The sequence below is a fragment of the Kitasatospora sp. NPDC088134 genome (assembly GCF_044741705.1).
GTDB lineage: Bacteria > Actinomycetota > Actinomycetes > Streptomycetales > Streptomycetaceae > Kitasatospora.
The window spans coordinates 201207-219327 of sequence record NZ_JBIUTD010000011.1; the positions used below are offsets into that span (position 1 = coordinate 201207).

Sequence of the window (18121 nt, forward strand, 5' to 3'; positions counted from 1 at the left end):
TCCCGCCTCGCCGGGTACGCGGACCGTCCGATTTCGTGACATTCCGTCACCCGGGCGGCGGTCTCGACTACTTGGCGTGACGGTTTGGTGTTGAAGTGTCACCGTCGGTGGCGGATTTTCACCCGGCGAACGGACAGACGAAGCCGGTCGGGGCCGGGGCCCGCAGGGCGGGACGCGCGGCGGGCGCCCCTTGCTTGTGCCGCCGCGCGCCGGATGCCTGTGTTGGGCCGGAGCTCGACCGTTCCAGCAGGCAAGAAGAGGTGTACCGGCACGATGTGTGGCCCCCGCCCGGCAGCACGACACGGAAGCGCGACCGGCCCGACCGGCGCTCCCCGGGCGGAGGCGGCCTGAGATGACCGGTACCCCCGGCGCCCCCAGGGCCTCCGGCGCCCCCAGGGCCTCCGGTGCCTCCGACGCGATCGGCGCCCTGCTCGGCACCGGCCCGCACCGCCCTGTTCCGCTGCCCGAGCCCGCCGAGCGCGAACGGCTGCGCACCGCCTACGGATTGGGCAAGGCCGAGACCGCGCAGGCCCTCGGCGTCAGCGCCGCCACGCTCACCGCCTGGGAGCAGGGCCGCCGCGACCCGCAGGCCGAGGGGCGTGCCGCGTACGCCCGGCTGCTGGAGGGCATGGCCGCGCAACTCGCGGAGGCGGCGGAGGCCGTGGCGGAGACGGCGGTTCCCGAGCCCGAGCCCGAGCCCGAGCCGGAGCCCGTGGCCGTTCCGATGGCTGCCCCCGGTCGCCGCCCCGGTGGCCGCCCCCGCTCCGGTGCAGCAGGTGGTGATGCTCGATCAGCATCCGGACGGGTCGCTGGTGATGGCGGTGGCCGCGCCCTGCGTGCAGTGCGGGCAGCCCTCGGTCTGCCGGGCCCAGGGCCGGCCCATGCACCTCGGCGGGTTCTGCCGACCGGCGGCGCCCGCCACGCCTGCGGCCCCCGTCGCGCCCACAGCACCCACAGCGCCCGTTGCGCCCCTGGCGCCCGCCGTTTCGCTGCCGACCCGGCGGCCCGCGCCGGTCGTTGCCACTGGGTAGCCTCGGGGCGTGGGCGGCGAGCGGGAGTCGGCGACCGGTGACAGGGAGGATGGGGAGGACGGGCCGGAGGCTGCTGCGCCTGCCTCGGCATCGCCGACCTGGCGGTCCGCGTCGGCTGTTGCTGCGGGGAAGCCTCGGGGTGCGGCCGGTGACAGCGGGCGGAAGTCGGTGGCCGGGGACAGGGAGGACGGGGAGGAGGCTGCCGCCCCCGCCGTGTCGCTGCCGACCCGGCGGTCCGCGTCGGCCGTCGCCGCCGGGAAGCCCCGTGGTGTGGGCGGCAGCAGTGGGCGGAAGGCGGCGGCCGGTGGCGCGGAGGACTGGCAGGAGGCCGCCGCGGCGCGCTTCCCGGCCGGGCCGCTGGCCGTGCTGGAGGTGGCCCCCGACGGCCGGTCGCTGATCGGGTACGACGCCGACGGGGCCGAACTGCCCGGCGAGCGCCCGTCCGGACGCGCGCTGCCCCAACTGCTGGAGTGGGCGCTGGCCGCCGGTCTCGGCTCGGCCCGTCTGCACCGCCACGGCAAGGACGGCGACCCGCTGCTCGTCCTCACCGACGCCGCCGCCACCGAACTCGGCCTGCCGCCCGCCGGCCGCGACGAGAAGACCGAGTACGTCGCCCGGATCGGCCGGCTCCCCGACACCCACCGGCAGGTCAAGGCACTCGCCAGGGCCGGCTGGCAGCTGACCCGGCGCGGCCTCGGTCCCTGGGCCCGGATCTACCGCGAGCCCGAGGCGAGCCGCCGCCAGTGCGTCCAGCTCTGCGTGCTGCCCTGGGGCGCGCTCTCCGGCGGCGGCTGGGCCGTCCCCGACACCCTGACCGCCCCCCAACTCGCCCGCCTGCTCGGCGCGTACGCCCGACGGGTCGTCACCCCGCGCGGCTCCACCGCCGTCTCCGGCCTGGAACTCGTCACCGCGCTGCGCCCCCCGACCCGCCCCGTCCGCACCGGCGGCGGCTGGGCCTCCCGCCCCGTCCGCACCAGCGGCGGCTGGGCCTCCGGCCCCGTCGAGGGCTCCCGCACCCGGGTGTCCGACGCCGCGCCGCCCGAGGTGCCCGACGAGCACCCGCTGGCCGCCGAACGCGAGGACGACGGCGTGCTGATCACCGAGGCCTGGGACTGGCACCGCCCGCTCACCGCGGCCGAACTCGCCGCGCCCTTCGCCGTCGGACTCGACGTCAACACCGCCTTCCTCGCGGCCGCCGGGCGGCTCACCCTGCCGCTGTCCGAACCCGTCCACGAGCTGGACCCCGTCTTCGACCGCAAGACGCCCGGCAGTTGGCGCGCCGACCTCTCCGGGCTCGCCCTCGACCCGCTGCTGCCCAACCCGTTCACCGCCGACGGCACCGCCCCCACCGGCCCCGCCTGGTACAGCACCGCCAAACTCGCCTACGCCCTGGAACTCGGCGCCGACGTCCGGCCCACCGAGGCGTGGCTGCGGCACGAGTCCGGGCCGTACCTCGACCCCTGGCACAAGCGGCTGCGCCAGGCCTACGTCGACACCATGGCCGCGCTCGGCGTCCCGCTCGACCTCGCCGACCGCGACCCGCTGGCCTTCCTCGACGCGATGGCCGCGCTGCCCGGCGGCGACCCGGCCGAACTCGCCGTGCTCGGCGCGATCAAGCAGACCGCCAAGGGCACCATCGGCAAGTTCCGCGAACGCCCGCGCGGCCTCGGCTACCGCCCCGGCCAGCGCTGGGCCGCGCTCGAACGCCCCACCTGGGACCCGCTGATCCGCGCCCTGGTGATCGACACCGCCACCGTCAACCTGCACCGCAAACTCGCCCGGCTGCACGTCGAACTCGGCACCGCGCCGCTCGCCGTCCTCTCCGACTGCGCGGTCTTCGCCGCCCCCGGCCCCTCCGCGCTCGACGTGCTGCGCCGCCCCGACGGCACCCTCAGCACCGCGCTGCGGCTCGGCGTCTCGCCCGGGCACGTCAAGTTCGAGGGCAGCCGACCGCTCGCCGAGGTCCGCGAGCTGATCGCCGACGGGTCCAACCCGGCCCGGTACATCAAGACCGGCGGCCGGGTCTCCGCCGACGAGTGAGCCCGTCCCGTGTACGAGCCCGTCCGGCGCGTGAGGTCGTCCGGCGTACGAGATCGTCCGGCGTACGAGGTCGTCCGAGGAGTGAGCCCGTCCGGCGGGGTGGCCGTGGTGGGTGTGGACCGTCCAGCAGCGGTGAGGAAGTGACGCCCCGTGGGGGAGATCGAAGAAGGGTTGGAACGGGTCGAGCGGACCCGTCCCGTCCCGCGCGGCGTGCCCGCCCGGGTCCGGTACCTGGTCAAGCAGGCCAAGGGTTCCACCCGGGACGTCGCCGCCGAACTCGGCGTCAGCCGGCGCACCGTGCAGCGCTGGCTGAAGGGCGACAGCAGCCCCAAACCGGACGCCGCCCGCCGGATCGAGGAACGCGTCCGGGCCCGCTGGCAGCCCGGGGTCCGCCGCCGGGTCCGCCGCCGGGCCGAGGCGGACGGCTTCATGGTGCACCTCCAGGCCCGGTTCGGCTACACCGCCACGGCCGGCTCCACCGACGACCCGCGCGAACGCCTGATCACCCAGCACCTCCCCGGCGAGGTCGCCCGCGAGCTGTACGCCGCCCGCGACGCCGGGGCCACCGAGACCGACCAGCGCCGCATCCTCGCCACCGCCCTCCAGGAGCACTACTTCAAGGACGGCGGCCGCCGCGCGGACGGCCTCACCGCCGAGATCAACGACCTCGGCTGGATCGAGCTGGAGATCTGACCCGCCACCACCCCGCCGCCCCACCGGGGAACGATCGCCGGGACGGTGCCGTTGCGGTTCCCGACGGTACGGAGCGGAGGGGGAGCGCGATGGCGGTACGGACGTGGACGGCGCCGGGCGGGGTGAAGTCGCTCCGGTGGGACGGGGCGGACCTGGTCGACCTGGTCGGCGGCGGGCGGCGATGGGAGCCGGACGGAACCTTCCGGGACTCCGGCCTCAGGTGGGGGTTCCCGTTCGACCGGGCGGCGGTGGCCCCGTCCGGACGGTACGGCGTGCTGTGGACGGAGCGCGGCACCAAGGGCCTGGTGCTGGACCTCCGGGGGCCGAAGATCGTCCGGGAGGTCGACCGCAGCCACTACCGGGCCACGGACTACGACTACCCGATCGCGCTCGGCCGGCTCCCCGACGGCCGCGAGGTGCTGGTGCACTGCCCCGAGGCGTACCACCGGATCGAGATCGAGGAGTTGGTGACGGGCACGCGACTGACCGCCGGTGAGCGCGGCTCCGTGGACGTCTTCCACGCGCAGCTGGAGGTCAGCCCCGACGGCCGGCACCTGCTGTCGGCGGGCTGGGTGTGGGCGCCGCTCGGGGTCGGGCACGTCCACGACGTGGCGGCCGCGTTCGAGGACGCGTCCACCCTCGACGGGGACGGTCTGTTCGGGCCGCACGCCGGGGTCGACGCCGAGATCGGGGCCGCCTGCTGGCTGGACGCCGACCGGGTGGTGATGGCCTCCACCCGGGAGGCCCTCGGCTGGGAGGAGGAGCCCGAGTTCGGAACCATGCAGCTCGGGGTCTGGTCGGTCGGGCAGCGCCGCTGGCTGCACCGCAGTCCGATCGACCGCCTCACCGGTGCGCTGCTGGCCCGGGGCTCCCAGGTGGTCTCGCTGAACGGCCACCCGCGGCTGCTCGACGCCGCGACCGGCCGGGTCGTCGCCGAGTGGCCCGAGGTGGGCGTTCCCGAGAAGACCGAGTGCTACGGCGCGGAGCACGTCCCCAGCGCGGTCGCGGCCGTCAGCCCCGACGGGACGCGGCTCGCCGTCGGCCTGGAGGACGGCGTCGCCGTCATCGACCTGCCGGAGCACCGGCCCGTGGGCCGGGACGGGGGAGTGGCTAAGGTCGGAGGATGAGCGCCCGTTACCTCCTTCCGTACGCCCCCGAAGCGATCGGCGGTCTGCCCGCCGGACTCGACGTCCTGGTCTGGGACGGGGACGGGCCGGTGCCGCCGGACGAGGCGTTGCGGGAGGTCGAGTTCTTCTGCCTGCCGTACATGCGGCACCCCGTCGCGCTCCCGCTGATCCCGCGCCTGCCCGCGCTCCGGGTGGTGCAGACGCTGACCGCCGGGATGGACGACGTCCTGCCGCACGTGCCGGCGGGCGTCCGGGCCGAGAACGCCCGTGGGCTGCACGACGCCAGTACCGCCGAGCTGGCCGTGACCCTGGTCCTGGCCTCGCTGCGCGGCGTCCCGCACTTCACCCGCCTCCAGCAACAGGGGCGCTGGCAGCAGGAGTTCCACCAGTCCCTCGCCGACCGGACGGTGCTGATCCTCGGGTACGGCTCGATCGGCCGGGCGCTCGCCGCCCGCCTGGAGCCCTTCGAGTGCGAGATCGTCAAGGTCGCGCGCCGCCCCCGCCCCGAGGAGGGCGTGCACGGCACCGGCGAGCTGGCGGAACTGCTCCCCACCGCGGACGTGGTCGTGCTGCTGACCCCGCTCACCCCCGAGAGCCGCCACCTGGTCGACGCCGGGTTCCTGGCCCGGATGAAGGACGGCGCCCTGCTGGTCAACGTCGCCCGCGGCCCCGTCGTCGACACCGGCGCGCTCCTGGCGGAACTCTCCGCGCAGCGCCTGCGGGCCGCGCTCGACGTCACCGACCCCGAACCGCTCCCCGCCGACCACCCGCTCTGGCACGCCCCCGGCGTCCTGATCACCCCGCACGTCGGCGGCCCCAGCAGCGCCTTCCTGCCCCGCGCCAAGCGCCTCCTGCGCGAACGCGTCCTCCGCTTCGAGAACGACCGCCGCTTCGAGGACGACCGCGGCTTCGGGAGCGACCGCCGCTTCGGGAGCGGTCGCTGACCCGTCCCCCGCGGCTCCGCGCGGTGGGGCGGTGTCCGGTCACCGGTTCGGTCGTTGTCCGTGGGGCGGGCCCGCCGGGGGCCCGACGGGAGTGCGGAGGAGAGCGGCATGCGCGACGACCTGCTGACGGCGAAGATCGCCTACGGTTTCGACAGCCTCGACGCGGACGGGGACGGTCGGCTGACGGAGCGGGACCACGTCCTGATGGGGCGTTCGTCCGCCCGTTCGCTGGGCCATGAGCCGGGTTCGGCGCAGGAGTCCCGGCTGGTGGCGGCGTACGTCGCCATCTGGCGCGAACTGCACCTGTCGGCGCTGCCGCCGGGCAGCGAGGAGATCGGCCGGGAGGAGTTCATCGCCGCCACCGCCGCCCTCGCCGACGACCCGGCCGCGGCGCGCGGCACCCTCGGGGCGCTGGCGCGGGCGTTCCTGTCGATCGCGGACACCGACGGGGACGGCCGCGTCGACCCGGAGGAGTTCTTCGTCTTCCAGCGCGGCCACTTCCCCGGCATCGAACGCGCCGACGCCGACGCCGCGTTCCGGCACCTGGACCGGGACGGGAACGGCACGCTGTCCGAGGAGGAGTTCGTCGAAGCCGTCGTCGAGTACTGGACCAGCCGTGACCCGCAGGCCCCCGGCAACTGGTGGGTGGGCGACCCGGCCCGCACCCACTCCGCCTGACCCGGAGGACCGCCGCCGCCGCCGCCGTCGGTGGCGGGCGGTGGCGGGCGGTGGCGCGGGTCGGAGGGAGCGGGGTGACGGGCCGTCAGTCCGGCTGGACGACGGAGGGGCGGTGCAGGTCGACCGGGTCGATGGCGTGCTCGTCGAAGCGGCTCTCCAGGGCCTCCAGTCCGGCCCGGTGCCGGAAGGTCTTCTCGGCCTCGGTGATCGGCAGCAGCCAGAGGATCCGGGCGTGCGACCCGCCGTCCCAGCGGCAGACCTCGAAGTCGGGCCCGAACGGGTAGGGCAGGCTCACCAGGTAGTGGTCGCACGCCGAGTCGCCCAGCCAGGGTCGGCCGATCGGCACGGTGTGCCCGACGTCGAGCCGCTGGGTGGCGGGCCCACAGTGGTAGTAGGCGTTCATGGTGACGCTCTCCAGGTTGACCGGGTCGTCGACCGGCGCCGCGAGGAAGAACTCCGTCCCGTGCCCGCCCTCCTGCACGGCCGCCCAGCAGCCCGAGCTGACGTACAGCCACCAGTCGCCCGGCCCCGCCGGGTGCACCCGCAGGACGCGGAACCCCGGGACGCGCTCCTCGATCGGCCCCGGCACCCCCGGCAACTCGTCGATCCGACGCCCCGGAAGGGTGCGGCGGAGGTGGGCGAGGAGGGCGGCGTGCGCCGGGGAGCCGTTCATCCGACCATGATCCGATGTGAAGGATCGCTGCGCTGCGGCGGGTGGGGTCACCGGCATGTTCGAGTACCACGGGTGGGTGACGGTCCGGGCGACCGCGACGGCCGAGGTCGGCGACCTGGCGGAGGAGCAGAACCCCGGGGGGAGTGGAGCGACGGGCTGCGGGTGCATCGGCCGGTGCGAGGGCGGGTAGCGGAAGGGGTGGAGCCCGAACTCTCGCCGTGCATACCGGTGTTGGAGGACCCGGGGGGGGCAGGTGGAAGCCTCAAGATCTGCTCAGGCTTCGGGTGCGGAGGGTGGGTCTCTGCCAGCATGGGCGCGTCGTAGCAGCGGGTCTCGTGGGGGAGAGGGGCGGGGGATGGCGGAGATCGCGGATGCCGGGCCGTCGGCGCTGGAGCCGTGTCCGAGCTGTGGGCGGAGTGACCGGGTGCTCGGGGTTCCGGCCGCGTACCACCGGGGGCGTGACCAGGTGACCGTCACCGGGCTGTCCCGGACCGAGGGGAATCCCTCCGGGACCGAGACGCGAAGCTTCACTTCTTCGCTGGCGCACGCCCTGCGACCCGCCCCCGTGCTGCCGCTGTCCGGCCTGGGCCACGTCGCTCTGGGCGTCCTGCTGGTGATGGTGTCGATCGGCACCTTCGTCGGTGGTGCGGCCGGCGGTCACTGGTTCGCCGACGACCCCGCCCCCGACCCCGCTCCCGAGGCCGGTCGGCCGTGGGGCTACGACCCCTACCACTCCTCGCTGTCCGCCGGGCCCGCGCACCACCCGGACCTGGCCTTCCTCGGGTGGATCTCCGCGTTCGCCCTGCTGGGGGCCGTCACGCTGTTCGTCCTCCTCCGGCGGGGACGGGCCACGCGGCGACGCCTGCTGGCCGGGCGGCCGGAGGCGGAACGGCTCTGGGCCCAGGGTTGGTACTGCGAGCGCTGCGGCTCCGTGCACTTCCGCCCCCCGGCGGGCGGGACGGCGCGCGCGATGACGCTCCAGGAGTTCCGGGCCGAGGTCTGGGGCGCAGGCGGCTACGGGCACCTCGTCGAGCGCGGCGGATTCTGACGGCTCGGCAGGGGTGGTCCGGAGCTTCACGGGCGGCGGGCGAGGAAGACGTGCTCCTTGCCCGGACGGTCCGGGGCCTCGCGGACCTCGGCCAGGTCGAACCCCGTGGCCCGCAGGTCGGCGGCTACCTCCTCGCGTTCGCGGAAGCGCAAGGTGGACTCCGAGGTGAGGTGCGCGCCGTCGGAGGCGAAGACGTAGTTCCAGCGGAACGTCACCAGCGGCCCGGCCACCTCGACCAGCTCCACCCAGTTCTCCACCGCGCCGACGCCCGGCAGTTCGGAGACCCGGTCGGACGCCTCACGCGTCCACCCCTCCCAGGCCCGGCGGGCCGGCACCCGGGACTCGAACACGAAGTGCCCGCCCGGGCGCAACGCCCCGTGCACGCCGACGAGAGCGGCGAGCCACGGACCGTCCTCGGTGATCTCCTGCGCCGCGTTGGCCGTCATGGTGACCAGGTCGACCCCGAGCGGCGGCAGCGCCGTGGCGTCACCGGTGATCCACCGGACCCGCTCGGCGCCCGGTTTCGCGCGCGCCACCTCGACCGAGGCCGCCGCCGGGTCCACCCCGATCACCTCGGTGATCTCCTGCTCCGCCGCCAGCAGCAGCGCGAACACGCCGGTGCCGCAGCCCAGGTCGAGCACCCGGCGCGCACCGAGAGCGCGCACCAGCGCGAGGTAGGGCGGCAGATCGGGGCGCTCCGGGTCGAGGGCGTCGTAGATCGCGGCGAGCCGGGGATGGGTGAAGCACTCGTCAGCCATGGTGCGGAGGTTATGGCTGACGGCGCGTCAGTCGCATCCGATTTTTCGCATACGCCCTGATGTGGGTGGGAAACAAGGGGAAGCAAGGGGAAGGTGGCGCGCCGAGGAGGGCAGGCAGGGGAGGTGCGGGGAAAAGCGGCCCGACGAGACCAACACCGAGCGCGGCGGGCGCGGCGACCGGTACCTGCCGTTCGACCTGGCGGTGCAGCCCGGGCCCGGGCTGCGGGCCTGGCACTGGGGGCCGACCGATCCGACCGGGTTCGCCGCGATGGGGGTCGCCGAGATCCTGCTGCACACCCACGACATCGCCACCGGCCTCGGCCTCGACTGGACGCCACCCGCCGGCCCGTCCGCCGCCGTGCTGGCCCGGCTGTTCCCCGACGCGCCGACCGGCACCGGGGCCGACCCGGCCGCCGTCCTGCTCTGGTGCACCGGCCGGACCGCGCTCCCCGGCCTGCCCCGCCGCACCTCCTGGGTGTGGCGGGCCGCGCTGCCGGAGTGAGCCGGCCCGGTGGCGGGAGGAGGGTGGTGACGACGCCTCAGGACGGGACGGGGACCATCCGGTGCAGGCCCTTGCGGTCGTAGTAGCGCGTCATGGCGAAGCCGAAGACCAGGCTGACCACCAGGCCGAGCAGGATCATCAGCCAGGCCCGGGTCAGGCCCGCGTCGGCCTGCGCGTCGAAGTACAGGATGGCCCGGACGCCGCCCGCGACCTGGCGCATCGGCTCGAACGCGCCGAGGAAGTGGTAGAAGGCCGGGGTCGCCTGGAGCGGCACGGTCGCGCCCGAGGACGGCAGCGCCAGTGCGATGAACACGAACATGGCGACCAGCTGGCCGAGGGTGCCGAAGGCGGCGTTGATCGCCTGCACGCCGAGGCCGACCGACATGCAGGCGCAGAACGAGAAGACCCAGAGCAGCCCCGGGTGCGGGGCGTCCATCCCGAGGATGCTGATCGTCGCCAGCATGATCATCGTGGTGGTGACGGCCGACAGCCCCGCCGTCATCGCCATCTTCACCACCAGGGTCTGGGTCCGGCTGATCGGCAGCGTCGGCCGGCGGCTGTGCCACGGCCCGATCTCGCTGTCCGCGTAGCCGAGCGCCGTGTCCACCCCGTTGTGCACCAGGTTCGCGCTCAGGAACCCGGCCAGCACCAGCAGCAGCGTGTAGTAGAAGGCGCTCAGTCCCAGCCCCGTGTGCCGCCCGATCTGGTGGCCCGGCTTCACCTGCACGTCCACCGGGTCCGCCAGCAGCAGCTGCGCCGTCGCCGGGGCGTCCGGCGCGGCCGCCACCAGCTGCTTGCCCAGCGCCGCCGAGGACTGCCGCGCCGCGGCCTGGGTGATCTGGCCCGCCAGCGAGGAGCCCAGCGACCCCGTGCCCGGGTTGGTCAGCGACAGCAGCACCGGCCGCGCCGTCGCCCGTCCGGTGGTCAGCGCGGCCACGCTGCGGCTGAAGTCCTCCGGCACCACCAGCGCCCCGTACACCTTGCCGGAGGACAGCTTCTCCTGCGCCTCGGCCATCGACACCCGCTGCCACTGCACCTGCCCCGGCGGGGTGCCCGCCGCGATCCCGTCCGCCAACTCGGCGCCCAGCGGCGCCGCGTGGCCCGGCAGGGCCGGCCCGGTGTCGGCGTCCACCAGCGCGATCGGCAGCCGGTGCAGGTCGTCCTGCGGCGTCAGGATGCCGCCCATGTACAGCAGCGACAGCACCAGCGCGACCAGGGCGCTCAGCACCCCCGGCACCAGCCACAGCTTCCAACGGCGCAGCACCCGCCCGGCCCTGGCCTGCGGCCCGTGCACCTGCGGGGGAATCCCGGTCGCCATGCCACTCCACCGACTCGTCGCCTCCGGACCCCCGGTCGGGTGCCTGGAGGCGACGATAGGTCCGCGCCCGGCCCGCCCCCGCCCGCTCCGGCGCGACACCGGCCCGGCTCACCCCAACGGGCCAGTACCGGGCGTTCGCTAGAGTCGCGGGCATGAACGACGAGCAGGTGAAGACGCCGTTCGGGAACTTCCCCGACGCCCGGCGCGCGGTGGACGCCGTCGCCGAACTGGCCGCCCCCGTGGCGGAAGCGCTCAAGAACTGGGACGCCGACCTGGCGCGGTCGGTCCTCTACGTGGACACCGACCCCGACCTCGCCGACACCGCCGTGTTCTGCGCCGCGTACGAGGTGCCCGTCGAGGTCTCGGCGAACTGCGTGGTGGTCGCGGCCAAGCGCGGCGGCGAGACCACGCTGGCCGCGGGGCTGGTCCTCGCCACCACCCGACTCGACGTCAACAAGGCCGTCCGCGGCCACCTCGGCGCCCGCAAGGCCTCCTTCGCGCCGATGGACGCCGCCGTCGGCGGGAGCGGCATGGAGTACGGCGGCATCACCCCCGTCGGCCTCCCCGCGCAGTGGCCGCTGCTGGTCGACGCCGCCGTGGCCGCGACCCCCTGGGTGCTGGTCGGCAGCGGGCGGCGGCGCGGCAAGCTGCTGCTGCCCGGGGCGGCGGTCGCGGCACTGCCCGGCGCGCAGGTGCTGGACGGGCTGGCGGGCTGAGGCCCGGCGGCCCGGTGGGTCGGTGGATTGAGCGGACACCCTGCGGCGGCGGGGAACACGGTGGGCGTCGGGGCGGTTGGACCGGGTGGTCCCCGTTCCCGAGCCGGCGCTCCGGGCGGGGTGAGCCGATGCCACACGCGAGGAGTGAGAACGAGATGACCACGGACCGTGCCGTCCTGGCCGGCGGTTGCTTCTGGGGAATGCAGGAGCTGATCCGCAAGCTCCCCGGCGTCCGGTCGACCCGCACCGGCTACACGGGCGGCGAGAACGCGCACGCCACCTACCGCAACCACCCCGGCCACGCCGAGGCGCTGGAGATCGTCTACGACCCGGAGCAGACCAGCTACCGGGCGCTGCTGGAGTTCTTCTTCCAGATCCACGACCCGAGCACCGTCGACCGGCAGGGCAACGACATCGGCAGCAGCTACCGCTCCGCGATCTTCTACGCGGACGAGCAGCAGCGCGCCACCGCGCTCGACACCATCGCGGACGTCGACGCGAGCGGCCTCTGGCCGGGCAAGGTGGTCACCGAGGTCACCCCGCTCGGCGAGTTCTGGGAGGCCGAGCCCGAGCACCAGGACTACCTCCAGCGGATCCCGAACGGCTACACCTGCCACTTCCCGCGGCCGGGTTGGAAGCTGCCGGTGCGTGACGGGGCCTGAGAGCCGGAAGGTCCGGAAGGTCCGGAAGGTGCGGTGAGGGAGCCGGTCGTGGGCGGGGAGCCCGCGGCCGGCTCCCGGCCGTTCCGGGGGCGAGGGCTCCTCGGCGAGCGGTCGTGCGGAGGCCGGTGGTCGTGTGGAGGCCGGTGGTCCTGCGGTGGGCGTCAGCCGGTTGCGCGGGCGCGCAGCAGGGCGTCGAGGGAGTCGACGATCCAGTCCCAGGAGAGCTGGGCATCGACGGGGGTGTGCGCGAAGCCGCCCGCGGCCTCCAGGGCGAGGTAGCCGTGGACGGTGCCGCCGAGCAGGCGGACGGCGTGGGTCTGGTCCGGCTCCGGGAGGTGGTAGCCGCGCAGGATCGCCCGGAGCAGCTGGGCGTGCCGGGGCGCGGCGCTGGCCGCGGCGGTCTCCGCGTCCAGGCGCAGCCGGGCGGCGTCGTAGCGGCCCGGGTGCTCGCGGGCGTAGCTGCGGTACGCCTCGGCGAAGGCGGCCAGCGCGTCGCGGCCGGCCCGGCCGGCGACCGCGTCGGCGGCGCGGTCGGCGAGCTCGGCGAGGGCGAGCAGCGCGATCCGGACCTTGAGGTCCTGGGAGCTCTTGACGTGTGAATAGAGGCTGGCGACCTTCACGTCGAAGCGGCGGGCCAGCTCGGTGACCGTCACCCGGTCGAAGCCCACCTCGTCGGCGAGCTCCGCCCCGGCCAGGGCCAGTACCTCGGGGGTCAGTCCTGCGCGTGCCACCGGTCGCGGTCTCCTCGTTCTGCTGCCCGTCCGGCCCCCGGTGGGGCCGGTCCTGCTTCCTGAGGAGATTATCCGTTTGCCTAAACGACTTAGGCAAATTAGCGTGGTGTTTCGTGAGAGAGCTGACCGAACCCGAGATCCGTGCCGCGTTCCTGAACTGTTCCAAGGGCGAGGCGAAGCGACTGAACCTGCCCCGTGAGCTGGCCGAACAGCCCTGGGGCGAGCTGGACTTCCTGGGCTGGCGCGACCCGCAGGCCCCCGACCGCGCCTACCTGGTGACCGATCTGGGCGAGGGCCCGCAGGCCGTGGTGCTGCGCAGCTCCTCCGGCAGCTGGCAGGCCCGGCGGAGCATCTGCTCGCTCTGCGTCACCACGCACACCGGCGGCGTCTCCCTGCTGGTCGCCCCGCTGGCCGGCCCCGCCGGGCGGCAGGGCAACTCGGTCGGGGCGTACATGTGCAGCGACCTCGCCTGCTCGCTGTACGTCCGGGGCCTGCGCGAGACCGGCACCAAGATGCACGAATCGCTGACGCAGCAGCAGCGGATCGACCGGACGCGCGACAATCTGGCCGCCTTCCTGGCGAAGGTCCGGGCCGGCACCCCCGTGGGCTGACCGACCGCCCCGCCGGCCCCCTTCGGTAGGGTGTCGGAGCAGCCGGTGTGCGAACGATCGCACCCCGGCGGTTCCGTGCGGTACGAGTGGGGCAAGGGGAGGAAGCGGATGACGGCTTTCACGAGGGACGCGGCAGGTACGGCGACCGGGACGGCCGGGACACTGGACGGCTCCGCGGCGTCCGAGGCGCTGGACGCGTACGACGCGCTGGAGCGCCGGATCTGGGACGGGCGCGCCGACGCCTACGCCGCGAGCTTCGCCCGGCTCTGCGCGCACCCCGTCCCCGCGCTGCTCGACGCGGCCGGGGTCGGCCCCGGCGTCGCGGTGCTGGACGTCGGTACCGGGACGGGCGCCGCCGCGGCCGCCGCCGGTGCCCGCGGAGCCCGGGTGACGGCCGTCGACGCCGAACCCAGCATGCTGACGGCCGCCCGGCGGAACGCCCCCGGGGCCGTGGTGCGTGCCGCGACGCTCCCCGAACTCCCCTTCGAGGACGGCGAGTTCGATGCGGTGGTGGGCAACTTCGTGCTCAACCACGTGGGGCGGCAGCCCGCCGCGCTCACCGAACTGCGCCGGGTGCTGCGCCCCGGCGGCCGGCTCGCGCTCACCGTCTGGGCCCAGCCGGCGCTGCCCGGGCAGACCCTGCTCGGCCGCGCCGTCGAGGCCGCCGGTACGCCCCGCCCCGCGCACCTGCCGCCCGCGCCCACCGAGCTCCAGGCCGCGAGCACCCCCGAGGGGCTGGCCGCGCTGCTCACCGACGCGGGCCTGCACGACGTCGACGTCAGTGTCCTGCGCTGGGACCACCGCACCACCCCCGAGGACTGGTGGGCCGGCCCCGCCGGCCGGGTCGCCTTCATCGGCGAACTGCTGCACCACCAGACGCCGGAGATCCGGGCCTCGGTCAAGCAGCACTTCGAACGGCTCGCGGAGGAGTTCCGGCAGCCGGACGGGCTGTTGGCGCTGCCGCATGCGGCGCTGCTGGTGTCCGGCCAGCGCTGAGCGCCTGCCGGCGGGGCTTCCGGGAGGGATGGGGGAAGGCCGGGGTGGGGACGGTTGCTGCCCCGCGCGGGTTGCCGGTGTGGGGTCGGGGTCGGGCGGGCCGGGGGGCGTACGCCGTGCTGTTGGTGTTCGGTCGGTGCTGAGCGCCTGTCGGCGGGGCTTCCGGGGGGACTGAGAGGGGCCGGCGGCGGAGGCAGTAGGGGTTGAGTGCCTGCCGGCAGGGAGAGCGGGGCTTCCGGGAGGGATGGGGGAAGGCCGGGGTGGGGACGGTTGCTGCCCCGCGCGGGTTGCCGGTGTGGGGCCGGGGTCGGGCGGGCCGGGGGGCGTACGCCGTGCTGTTGGTGTTCGGTCGGTGCTGAGGGCCTGCCGGTGGGGAGGGCCGGGCCGGTTGGCGCCACCGCGTGCGGGGTGTCGGCGTGTGGTGGGTGTCGGCCCTCTCCGGGGTGCCGGTGTTCGGCTGGGGTCAGGGGACTTCGATCGAGAGCTGGGTGCCGAGTTCCTGGAAGCCGATCCGTCGGGCGACGCGGCGGGAGGCGGCCGGGCGGGCGCGCCACTGGGGGAGGAGGCCGGCGGCGAGGGCGTGGCGGGCGGCGGCGGTTGCGGCGGTGGCGGCCAGCCCCCGGCCCCGGTGGGGCGGGGCGGTGAGGACGCCGAACTGGGCCGTGGCGAACGGCCAGGTGCGGTAGCCGCAGGCGGCGAGCACGGTGGAGCCCTCGGTCACGGCGAACGCCGGTGAGGTGATCTCGTCCAGGCCCGCTTCGTCGCGGTCCGCCGACGGGACCAGGTCCGCGAACCGTCGCAACGCCGGGTGGTCGGGCGGGAGTTGGCGCAGCTGCAGCGGAGCGGAAGCGGCAGCCGTGGGCGCGGCCGGAACCCGGTCGGTGAACTGCCGCAAGGCCGGGTGGTCGAGCGGGAGTTGGTGCAGTCGTGGGGTGGGCTGCGGCAACGCCGTTTCTTCGGGCGGAAGTCGGTGCGCCCGTGGGGCGGGCTCGCCGGGCTGCTGCAAGTTCAAGGTGTGGGGCGGGAGTTGGTGGAGTCGCCCGGCGGGGGCCGTGGTCCCGGCCGGGGTGAGGGCGTCCGGGGCGAGGTAGGCGAGGGTGGCCGGGCCGAGGAGGCGGGTGGTGGGCAGGGCGGCGCGCAGGTGGGCGGGGTCGCTCGCCGCGTCGGGGGCGGTGCGGAGGGCGGCGCGGACGAGTGCGGCGCGGCGTTCGTCCGGGGCGGTGGCCAGGGTCGCGCCGTCCAGGGTGATCAGGCCGACCCAACCGGGCGGGCAGAGACCCGAATCGGGGCTGACGAGGACGGTGGCGGTCCCCGGGGACGGGAAGGCGGCGCCGGATACGCCGGCCAGGCCCGTCCAGAGGTGCTGAGCCCGGTGGAGGAGGTCGTTCGTCATCGGGGCATTCTGCCCGGGGCGGTCGTCGGGGTGCACCGGGATTTCGTCGGGCCGCACCGGACGCCGGGTCAGTGGCCGCCGCGCGGGAACTTGCCGGGTCAGTGGCCGCCGCGCGGGAACTCGCAGCCGCCCTCCTGGTACGGGCCGTGCACCTCGATCTGCGGCGGGGTGCTGAGGGTGCCGGTCAGGCAGGGGCCGAGGCCCGGGACGGTGAGCGTGAAGTGCAGGGCGGTGGGGTACTCGGTCACCTTGGCGTCCTGGTAGCCGAGTCGGCGCAGCAGTGCCTCGGCGGACTGCGGGCCGGTGGGGCGTTCGGCCTTGGCGAGGGCGGCGGTGAGGCGGGCGGCGTGCGCCTCACCCCGGCACTGCTGCATCGGGTTCAGCGGGACGGTCTGCTGGAAGGCGTGGTTCTCCTGGTACTTGGGGTTCTCGGGGGCGGGGCCGCCCCCGGCCGTCGCGGTGGCCTTCGGCAGCTCGGTCGGCCGGCCCGCGCAACTGCTGGCGACCTCGGGATAGGCCCGGTCGTGCTCGGCGACCCGCTGCGCCAGCTCCTGCCGGGCCTGCGCGGCGGTGTCCGAGCCGGCCGTCGGGCGCGGGGTCGCGTCGGAGCGCCCCGGGGAGTCGGTGGCGGCCCTGCTGCCGCAGCCGGTCAACAGGGCGGTGGCGGCGAGCACGGCGACGGCCGCGGCGAGGACGGGACGAGGCGCGGTGCGGGACACGGGACGGGACACGGGAGGGGCACTCCGGACGCGGCGGGACGGACCCGGTCGGCCCGTCGGTCCGCCCATCCTTCCGTGTGCGACGGATCGCGCGCCAGAGTACCCGTACTCAGTCCAGGGGGTCCGGTTCGGCCGCGCAGCCCGGGCAGTCGCCGGTGTCCGGGCAGCTGCCGGTGCTCGGGCCGTCCCAGCGCGGGAGCGGTTCCGAGGTGGCCCGGGCGGCCACGCCGGCGTAGGAGACCGGCAGGTCCACCACGACCTCGTCGCCGTCCGGGCGGCCGTCCTGCTGGATCACCAGGCCGATCAGGGCGAGGTACGCGGCGCGGTCGCGGAGGTCCTGCTGCAGCCGGTCCTCCTGCGGCAGCTCGTCCTCGTCGTCGCGCTCCCAGGCGGCGACGGCCGTCTCCGCGAGCTCCTTGGGCAGCCGCACCGTCACGACGGGCTGCTGCGCCTCGATCCGCGCACCGATGGCGGCCAGGACCTCGGAGTCCGCGTGGTACTCCGCGTACCGCTGAATGTCGTTCACGGCGGGAGAGTACCGGTGCGGCGGCCGGGGCGGGCGGGCGGGTGGACGGGAGACCGGGGCAGCGGTCGGGGCGGCGGTCAGGCCGGACGGGGCGTGCCGTACCAGCGCCACGTGGTCGGGCGGGGGCGGCCGGGGAGGTCGGCGCGGCCGGTGGAGTGCAGCAGCGCCGTCCACGGGTCGGTGTCGGCGGGGGCGTCCGGGAAGAGCCGGTGCAGGGCGCGGGCGCACAGGTCGGTGGGCGGGGACCAGGGCAGGCCGAGGCCGGTGGCCAGGTCGTGGGTGTGCACCAGGGTCTCGACCACGCCCATCGCGGCGAAGCCCTCCGGGTCGGAGACTCCGAAGATGTGGTGCGCCCGGACGGTCGGCGGCGCGGTCCGGACGATCGCGGCCAGCAGCGCGCCGCAGGCGTCGAGCACCTGGAGCAGCCCCGCGACCCCGCCCGCCGGGTCGGCGGACACCGCGTTCGCCGGCCCGCCAGGCCGCTTGCGGGCCCAGCCGAACGGCACGTGGGTGTCCTGCGGCGGGTCGGCCGGGGCGAGCTGCGCGGCGTACGAGAACAGGTCGTCGGCCAGGTGCTCGCCGGTCTCCCAGCAACTCCACTCCAGCGAGCCGGCGTTGACACCCCAGTCGGCGTCCTCGGCGGCGCGCAGGGTGGTGATCGCGGCCCGGACGGCGCGGGTGACGTCGTCGGCGGTGACCGGGCCTGGGGAGGAGGAAGTCATGCGGGCGAGCGTAACAAGGCCGGACAAGGCCGTTGCGGCGGGCCGGAGACGGTGCCCGGGGCCGGAGACGGTGCCCGCCGGGGCCGGGCCGGTCGCTCGGGGATTCGGGGGATTCAGCCGGGGCGGACTTTCAACGCGTCCACCGCCGGTACGCCTGGTGGGCGGGCGGGTGGTTCGGGCACGGTTGGTGTCGGGTCGGAAACCCGGTGCGCCGAGGGGAGCGGGCGCGGGCC

20 protein-coding genes are annotated in these 18121 nt (G+C 75.5%); 12 read left to right on the plus strand and 8 right to left on the minus strand.

What is annotated here, in order from left to right:
* Window positions 1-352: 352 nt before the first annotated feature.
* The 6 genes from ACIOHG_RS19580 to ACIOHG_RS19605 all read left to right on the plus strand — a co-directional run bounded on the left by ACIOHG_RS19580 (window position 353) and on the right by ACIOHG_RS19605 (window position 6513).
* Window positions 353-1072: a helix-turn-helix domain-containing protein gene (locus tag ACIOHG_RS19580; RefSeq protein ID WP_400952081.1), complete on the plus strand. Its 720-nt coding sequence runs from the start codon at window positions 353-355 to the stop codon at window positions 1070-1072.
* Between the two features lie 127 nt (window positions 1073-1199).
* Complete coding sequence (gene tap, locus ACIOHG_RS19585; RefSeq protein WP_400952084.1) at window positions 1200-3071, plus strand: telomere-associated protein Tap; 1872 nt, start codon at window positions 1200-1202, stop codon at window positions 3069-3071.
* Window positions 3072-3221: 150 nt separating this feature from the next.
* On the plus strand, window positions 3222-3764 hold the full coding sequence (gene tpg, locus ACIOHG_RS19590) for a telomere-protecting terminal protein Tpg (RefSeq protein ID WP_400952086.1): 543 nt from the start codon (window positions 3222-3224) through the stop codon (window positions 3762-3764).
* Between the two features lie 89 nt (window positions 3765-3853).
* The gene (locus tag ACIOHG_RS19595) at window positions 3854-4891 is read left to right on the plus strand and encodes a hypothetical protein (RefSeq protein ID WP_400952087.1); all 1038 of its coding nucleotides are present in this window, start codon (window positions 3854-3856) and stop codon (window positions 4889-4891) included.
* Complete coding sequence (locus ACIOHG_RS19600) at window positions 4888-5835, plus strand: 2-hydroxyacid dehydrogenase (protein WP_400952089.1); 948 nt, start codon at window positions 4888-4890, stop codon at window positions 5833-5835. The genes ACIOHG_RS19595 and ACIOHG_RS19600 overlap by 4 nt, the downstream gene beginning before the upstream one ends.
* A gap of 108 nt (window positions 5836-5943) precedes the next feature.
* Window positions 5944-6513 carry an EF-hand domain-containing protein gene (locus ACIOHG_RS19605; RefSeq protein ID WP_400952091.1) on the plus strand — a complete coding sequence of 190 codons (570 nt, stop codon included), beginning with the start codon at window positions 5944-5946 and terminating at the stop codon, window positions 6511-6513.
* A gap of 85 nt (window positions 6514-6598) precedes the next feature.
* On the opposite strand, the gene ACIOHG_RS19610 is transcribed toward ACIOHG_RS19605, so the two are convergent.
* Window positions 6599-7186, minus strand: coding sequence for a suppressor of fused domain protein (locus ACIOHG_RS19610; RefSeq protein WP_400952093.1), 588 nt, complete (start codon window positions 7184-7186; stop codon window positions 6599-6601).
* A gap of 424 nt (window positions 7187-7610) precedes the next feature.
* Between ACIOHG_RS19610 and ACIOHG_RS19615 the strand changes: the two genes are divergently transcribed.
* The gene (locus ACIOHG_RS19615; RefSeq protein ID WP_400952095.1) at window positions 7611-8234 is read left to right on the plus strand and encodes a hypothetical protein; all 624 of its coding nucleotides are present in this window, start codon (window positions 7611-7613) and stop codon (window positions 8232-8234) included.
* Window positions 8235-8260: 26 nt separating this feature from the next.
* On the opposite strand, the gene ACIOHG_RS19620 is transcribed toward ACIOHG_RS19615, so the two are convergent.
* Window positions 8261-8992 carry a class I SAM-dependent methyltransferase gene (locus tag ACIOHG_RS19620; RefSeq protein ID WP_400952098.1) on the minus strand — a complete coding sequence of 244 codons (732 nt, stop codon included), beginning with the start codon at window positions 8990-8992 and terminating at the stop codon, window positions 8261-8263.
* 61 nt (window positions 8993-9053) lie between these two features.
* Here ACIOHG_RS19620 and ACIOHG_RS19625 point away from each other — a divergent pair, with 61 nt between their 5' ends.
* The gene (locus tag ACIOHG_RS19625; RefSeq protein WP_400952100.1) at window positions 9054-9494 is read left to right on the plus strand and encodes a hypothetical protein; all 441 of its coding nucleotides are present in this window, start codon (window positions 9054-9056) and stop codon (window positions 9492-9494) included.
* A gap of 37 nt (window positions 9495-9531) precedes the next feature.
* Here the strand turns inward: ACIOHG_RS19625 and ACIOHG_RS19630 are convergent, their stop codons facing one another.
* A complete protein-coding gene (locus ACIOHG_RS19630; protein WP_400952103.1) occupies window positions 9532-10812 on the minus strand; it encodes a YhgE/Pip domain-containing protein in 1281 nt (426 codons plus the stop codon).
* Window positions 10813-10964: 152 nt separating this feature from the next.
* On the opposite strand from ACIOHG_RS19630, the gene ACIOHG_RS19635 reads away from it, so the two are divergent.
* A complete protein-coding gene (locus tag ACIOHG_RS19635) occupies window positions 10965-11528 on the plus strand; it encodes a YbaK/EbsC family protein (RefSeq protein ID WP_400952105.1) in 564 nt (187 codons plus the stop codon).
* Window positions 11529-11683: 155 nt separating this feature from the next.
* Entirely contained in the window at window positions 11684-12190 is a 507-nt protein-coding gene (msrA, locus tag ACIOHG_RS19640; protein ID WP_400952108.1) for a peptide-methionine (S)-S-oxide reductase MsrA, read from the plus strand.
* A 161-nt stretch (window positions 12191-12351) separates the two neighbouring features.
* On the opposite strand, the gene ACIOHG_RS19645 is transcribed toward msrA, so the two are convergent.
* Window positions 12352-12921, minus strand: a complete 570-nt coding sequence (locus ACIOHG_RS19645) for a TetR/AcrR family transcriptional regulator (RefSeq protein ID WP_400952110.1) — start codon at window positions 12919-12921, stop codon at window positions 12352-12354.
* Window positions 12922-13034: 113 nt separating this feature from the next.
* On the opposite strand from ACIOHG_RS19645, the gene ACIOHG_RS19650 reads away from it, so the two are divergent.
* Both ACIOHG_RS19650 and ACIOHG_RS19655 read left to right on the plus strand, forming a co-directional pair.
* Window positions 13035-13532, plus strand: a complete 498-nt coding sequence (locus ACIOHG_RS19650) for an FBP domain-containing protein (protein WP_400952112.1) — start codon at window positions 13035-13037, stop codon at window positions 13530-13532.
* A 189-nt stretch (window positions 13533-13721) separates the two neighbouring features.
* Window positions 13722-14528 (plus strand): class I SAM-dependent methyltransferase, encoded by an 807-nt coding sequence (locus ACIOHG_RS19655; RefSeq protein ID WP_400952214.1) that lies wholly within the window; start codon window positions 13722-13724, stop codon window positions 14526-14528.
* A gap of 463 nt (window positions 14529-14991) precedes the next feature.
* On the opposite strand, the gene ACIOHG_RS19660 is transcribed toward ACIOHG_RS19655, so the two are convergent.
* From ACIOHG_RS19660 to ACIOHG_RS19675, 4 genes are all read right to left on the minus strand, one after another.
* On the minus strand, window positions 14992-15921 hold the full coding sequence (locus tag ACIOHG_RS19660; protein ID WP_400952115.1) for a GNAT family N-acetyltransferase: 930 nt from the start codon (window positions 15919-15921) through the stop codon (window positions 14992-14994).
* Between the two features lie 98 nt (window positions 15922-16019).
* The gene (locus tag ACIOHG_RS19665) at window positions 16020-16652 is read right to left on the minus strand and encodes a hypothetical protein (protein WP_400952117.1); all 633 of its coding nucleotides are present in this window, start codon (window positions 16650-16652) and stop codon (window positions 16020-16022) included.
* A 97-nt stretch (window positions 16653-16749) separates the two neighbouring features.
* Complete coding sequence (locus tag ACIOHG_RS19670; protein WP_400952119.1) at window positions 16750-17166, minus strand: hypothetical protein; 417 nt, start codon at window positions 17164-17166, stop codon at window positions 16750-16752.
* 77 nt (window positions 17167-17243) lie between these two features.
* A complete protein-coding gene (locus ACIOHG_RS19675; protein ID WP_400952122.1) occupies window positions 17244-17888 on the minus strand; it encodes a hypothetical protein in 645 nt (214 codons plus the stop codon).
* Window positions 17889-18121: the final 233 nt, after the last annotated feature.

Excerpts from the sequence above, each read along its gene's own strand:
- ACIOHG_RS19600 (WP_400952089.1), top strand. The coding sequence starts at position 4,888 with ATGAGCGCCCGTTACCTCCTTCCGTACGCCCCCGAAGCGATCGGCGGT.
- ACIOHG_RS19635 (WP_400952105.1), top strand. The coding sequence starts at position 10,965 with ATGAACGACGAGCAGGTGAAGACGCCGTTCGGGAACTTCCCCGACGCC.
- ACIOHG_RS19660 (WP_400952115.1), bottom strand. The coding sequence starts at position 15,921 with ATGACGAACGACCTCCTCCACCGGGCTCAGCACCTCTGGACGGGCCTG.
- ACIOHG_RS19610 (WP_400952093.1), bottom strand. The coding sequence starts at position 7,186 with ATGAACGGCTCCCCGGCGCACGCCGCCCTCCTCGCCCACCTCCGCCGC.
- ACIOHG_RS19595 (WP_400952087.1), top strand. The coding sequence starts at position 3,854 with ATGGCGGTACGGACGTGGACGGCGCCGGGCGGGGTGAAGTCGCTCCGG.
- ACIOHG_RS19580 (WP_400952081.1), top strand. The coding sequence starts at position 353 with ATGACCGGTACCCCCGGCGCCCCCAGGGCCTCCGGCGCCCCCAGGGCC.
- ACIOHG_RS19630 (WP_400952103.1), bottom strand. The coding sequence starts at position 10,812 with ATGGCGACCGGGATTCCCCCGCAGGTGCACGGGCCGCAGGCCAGGGCC.
- ACIOHG_RS19605 (WP_400952091.1), top strand. The coding sequence starts at position 5,944 with ATGCGCGACGACCTGCTGACGGCGAAGATCGCCTACGGTTTCGACAGC.
- msrA (WP_400952108.1), top strand. The coding sequence starts at position 11,684 with ATGACCACGGACCGTGCCGTCCTGGCCGGCGGTTGCTTCTGGGGAATG.
- ACIOHG_RS19620 (WP_400952098.1), bottom strand. The coding sequence starts at position 8,992 with ATGGCTGACGAGTGCTTCACCCATCCCCGGCTCGCCGCGATCTACGAC.
- ACIOHG_RS19675 (WP_400952122.1), bottom strand. The coding sequence starts at position 17,888 with ATGACTTCCTCCTCCCCAGGCCCGGTCACCGCCGACGACGTCACCCGC.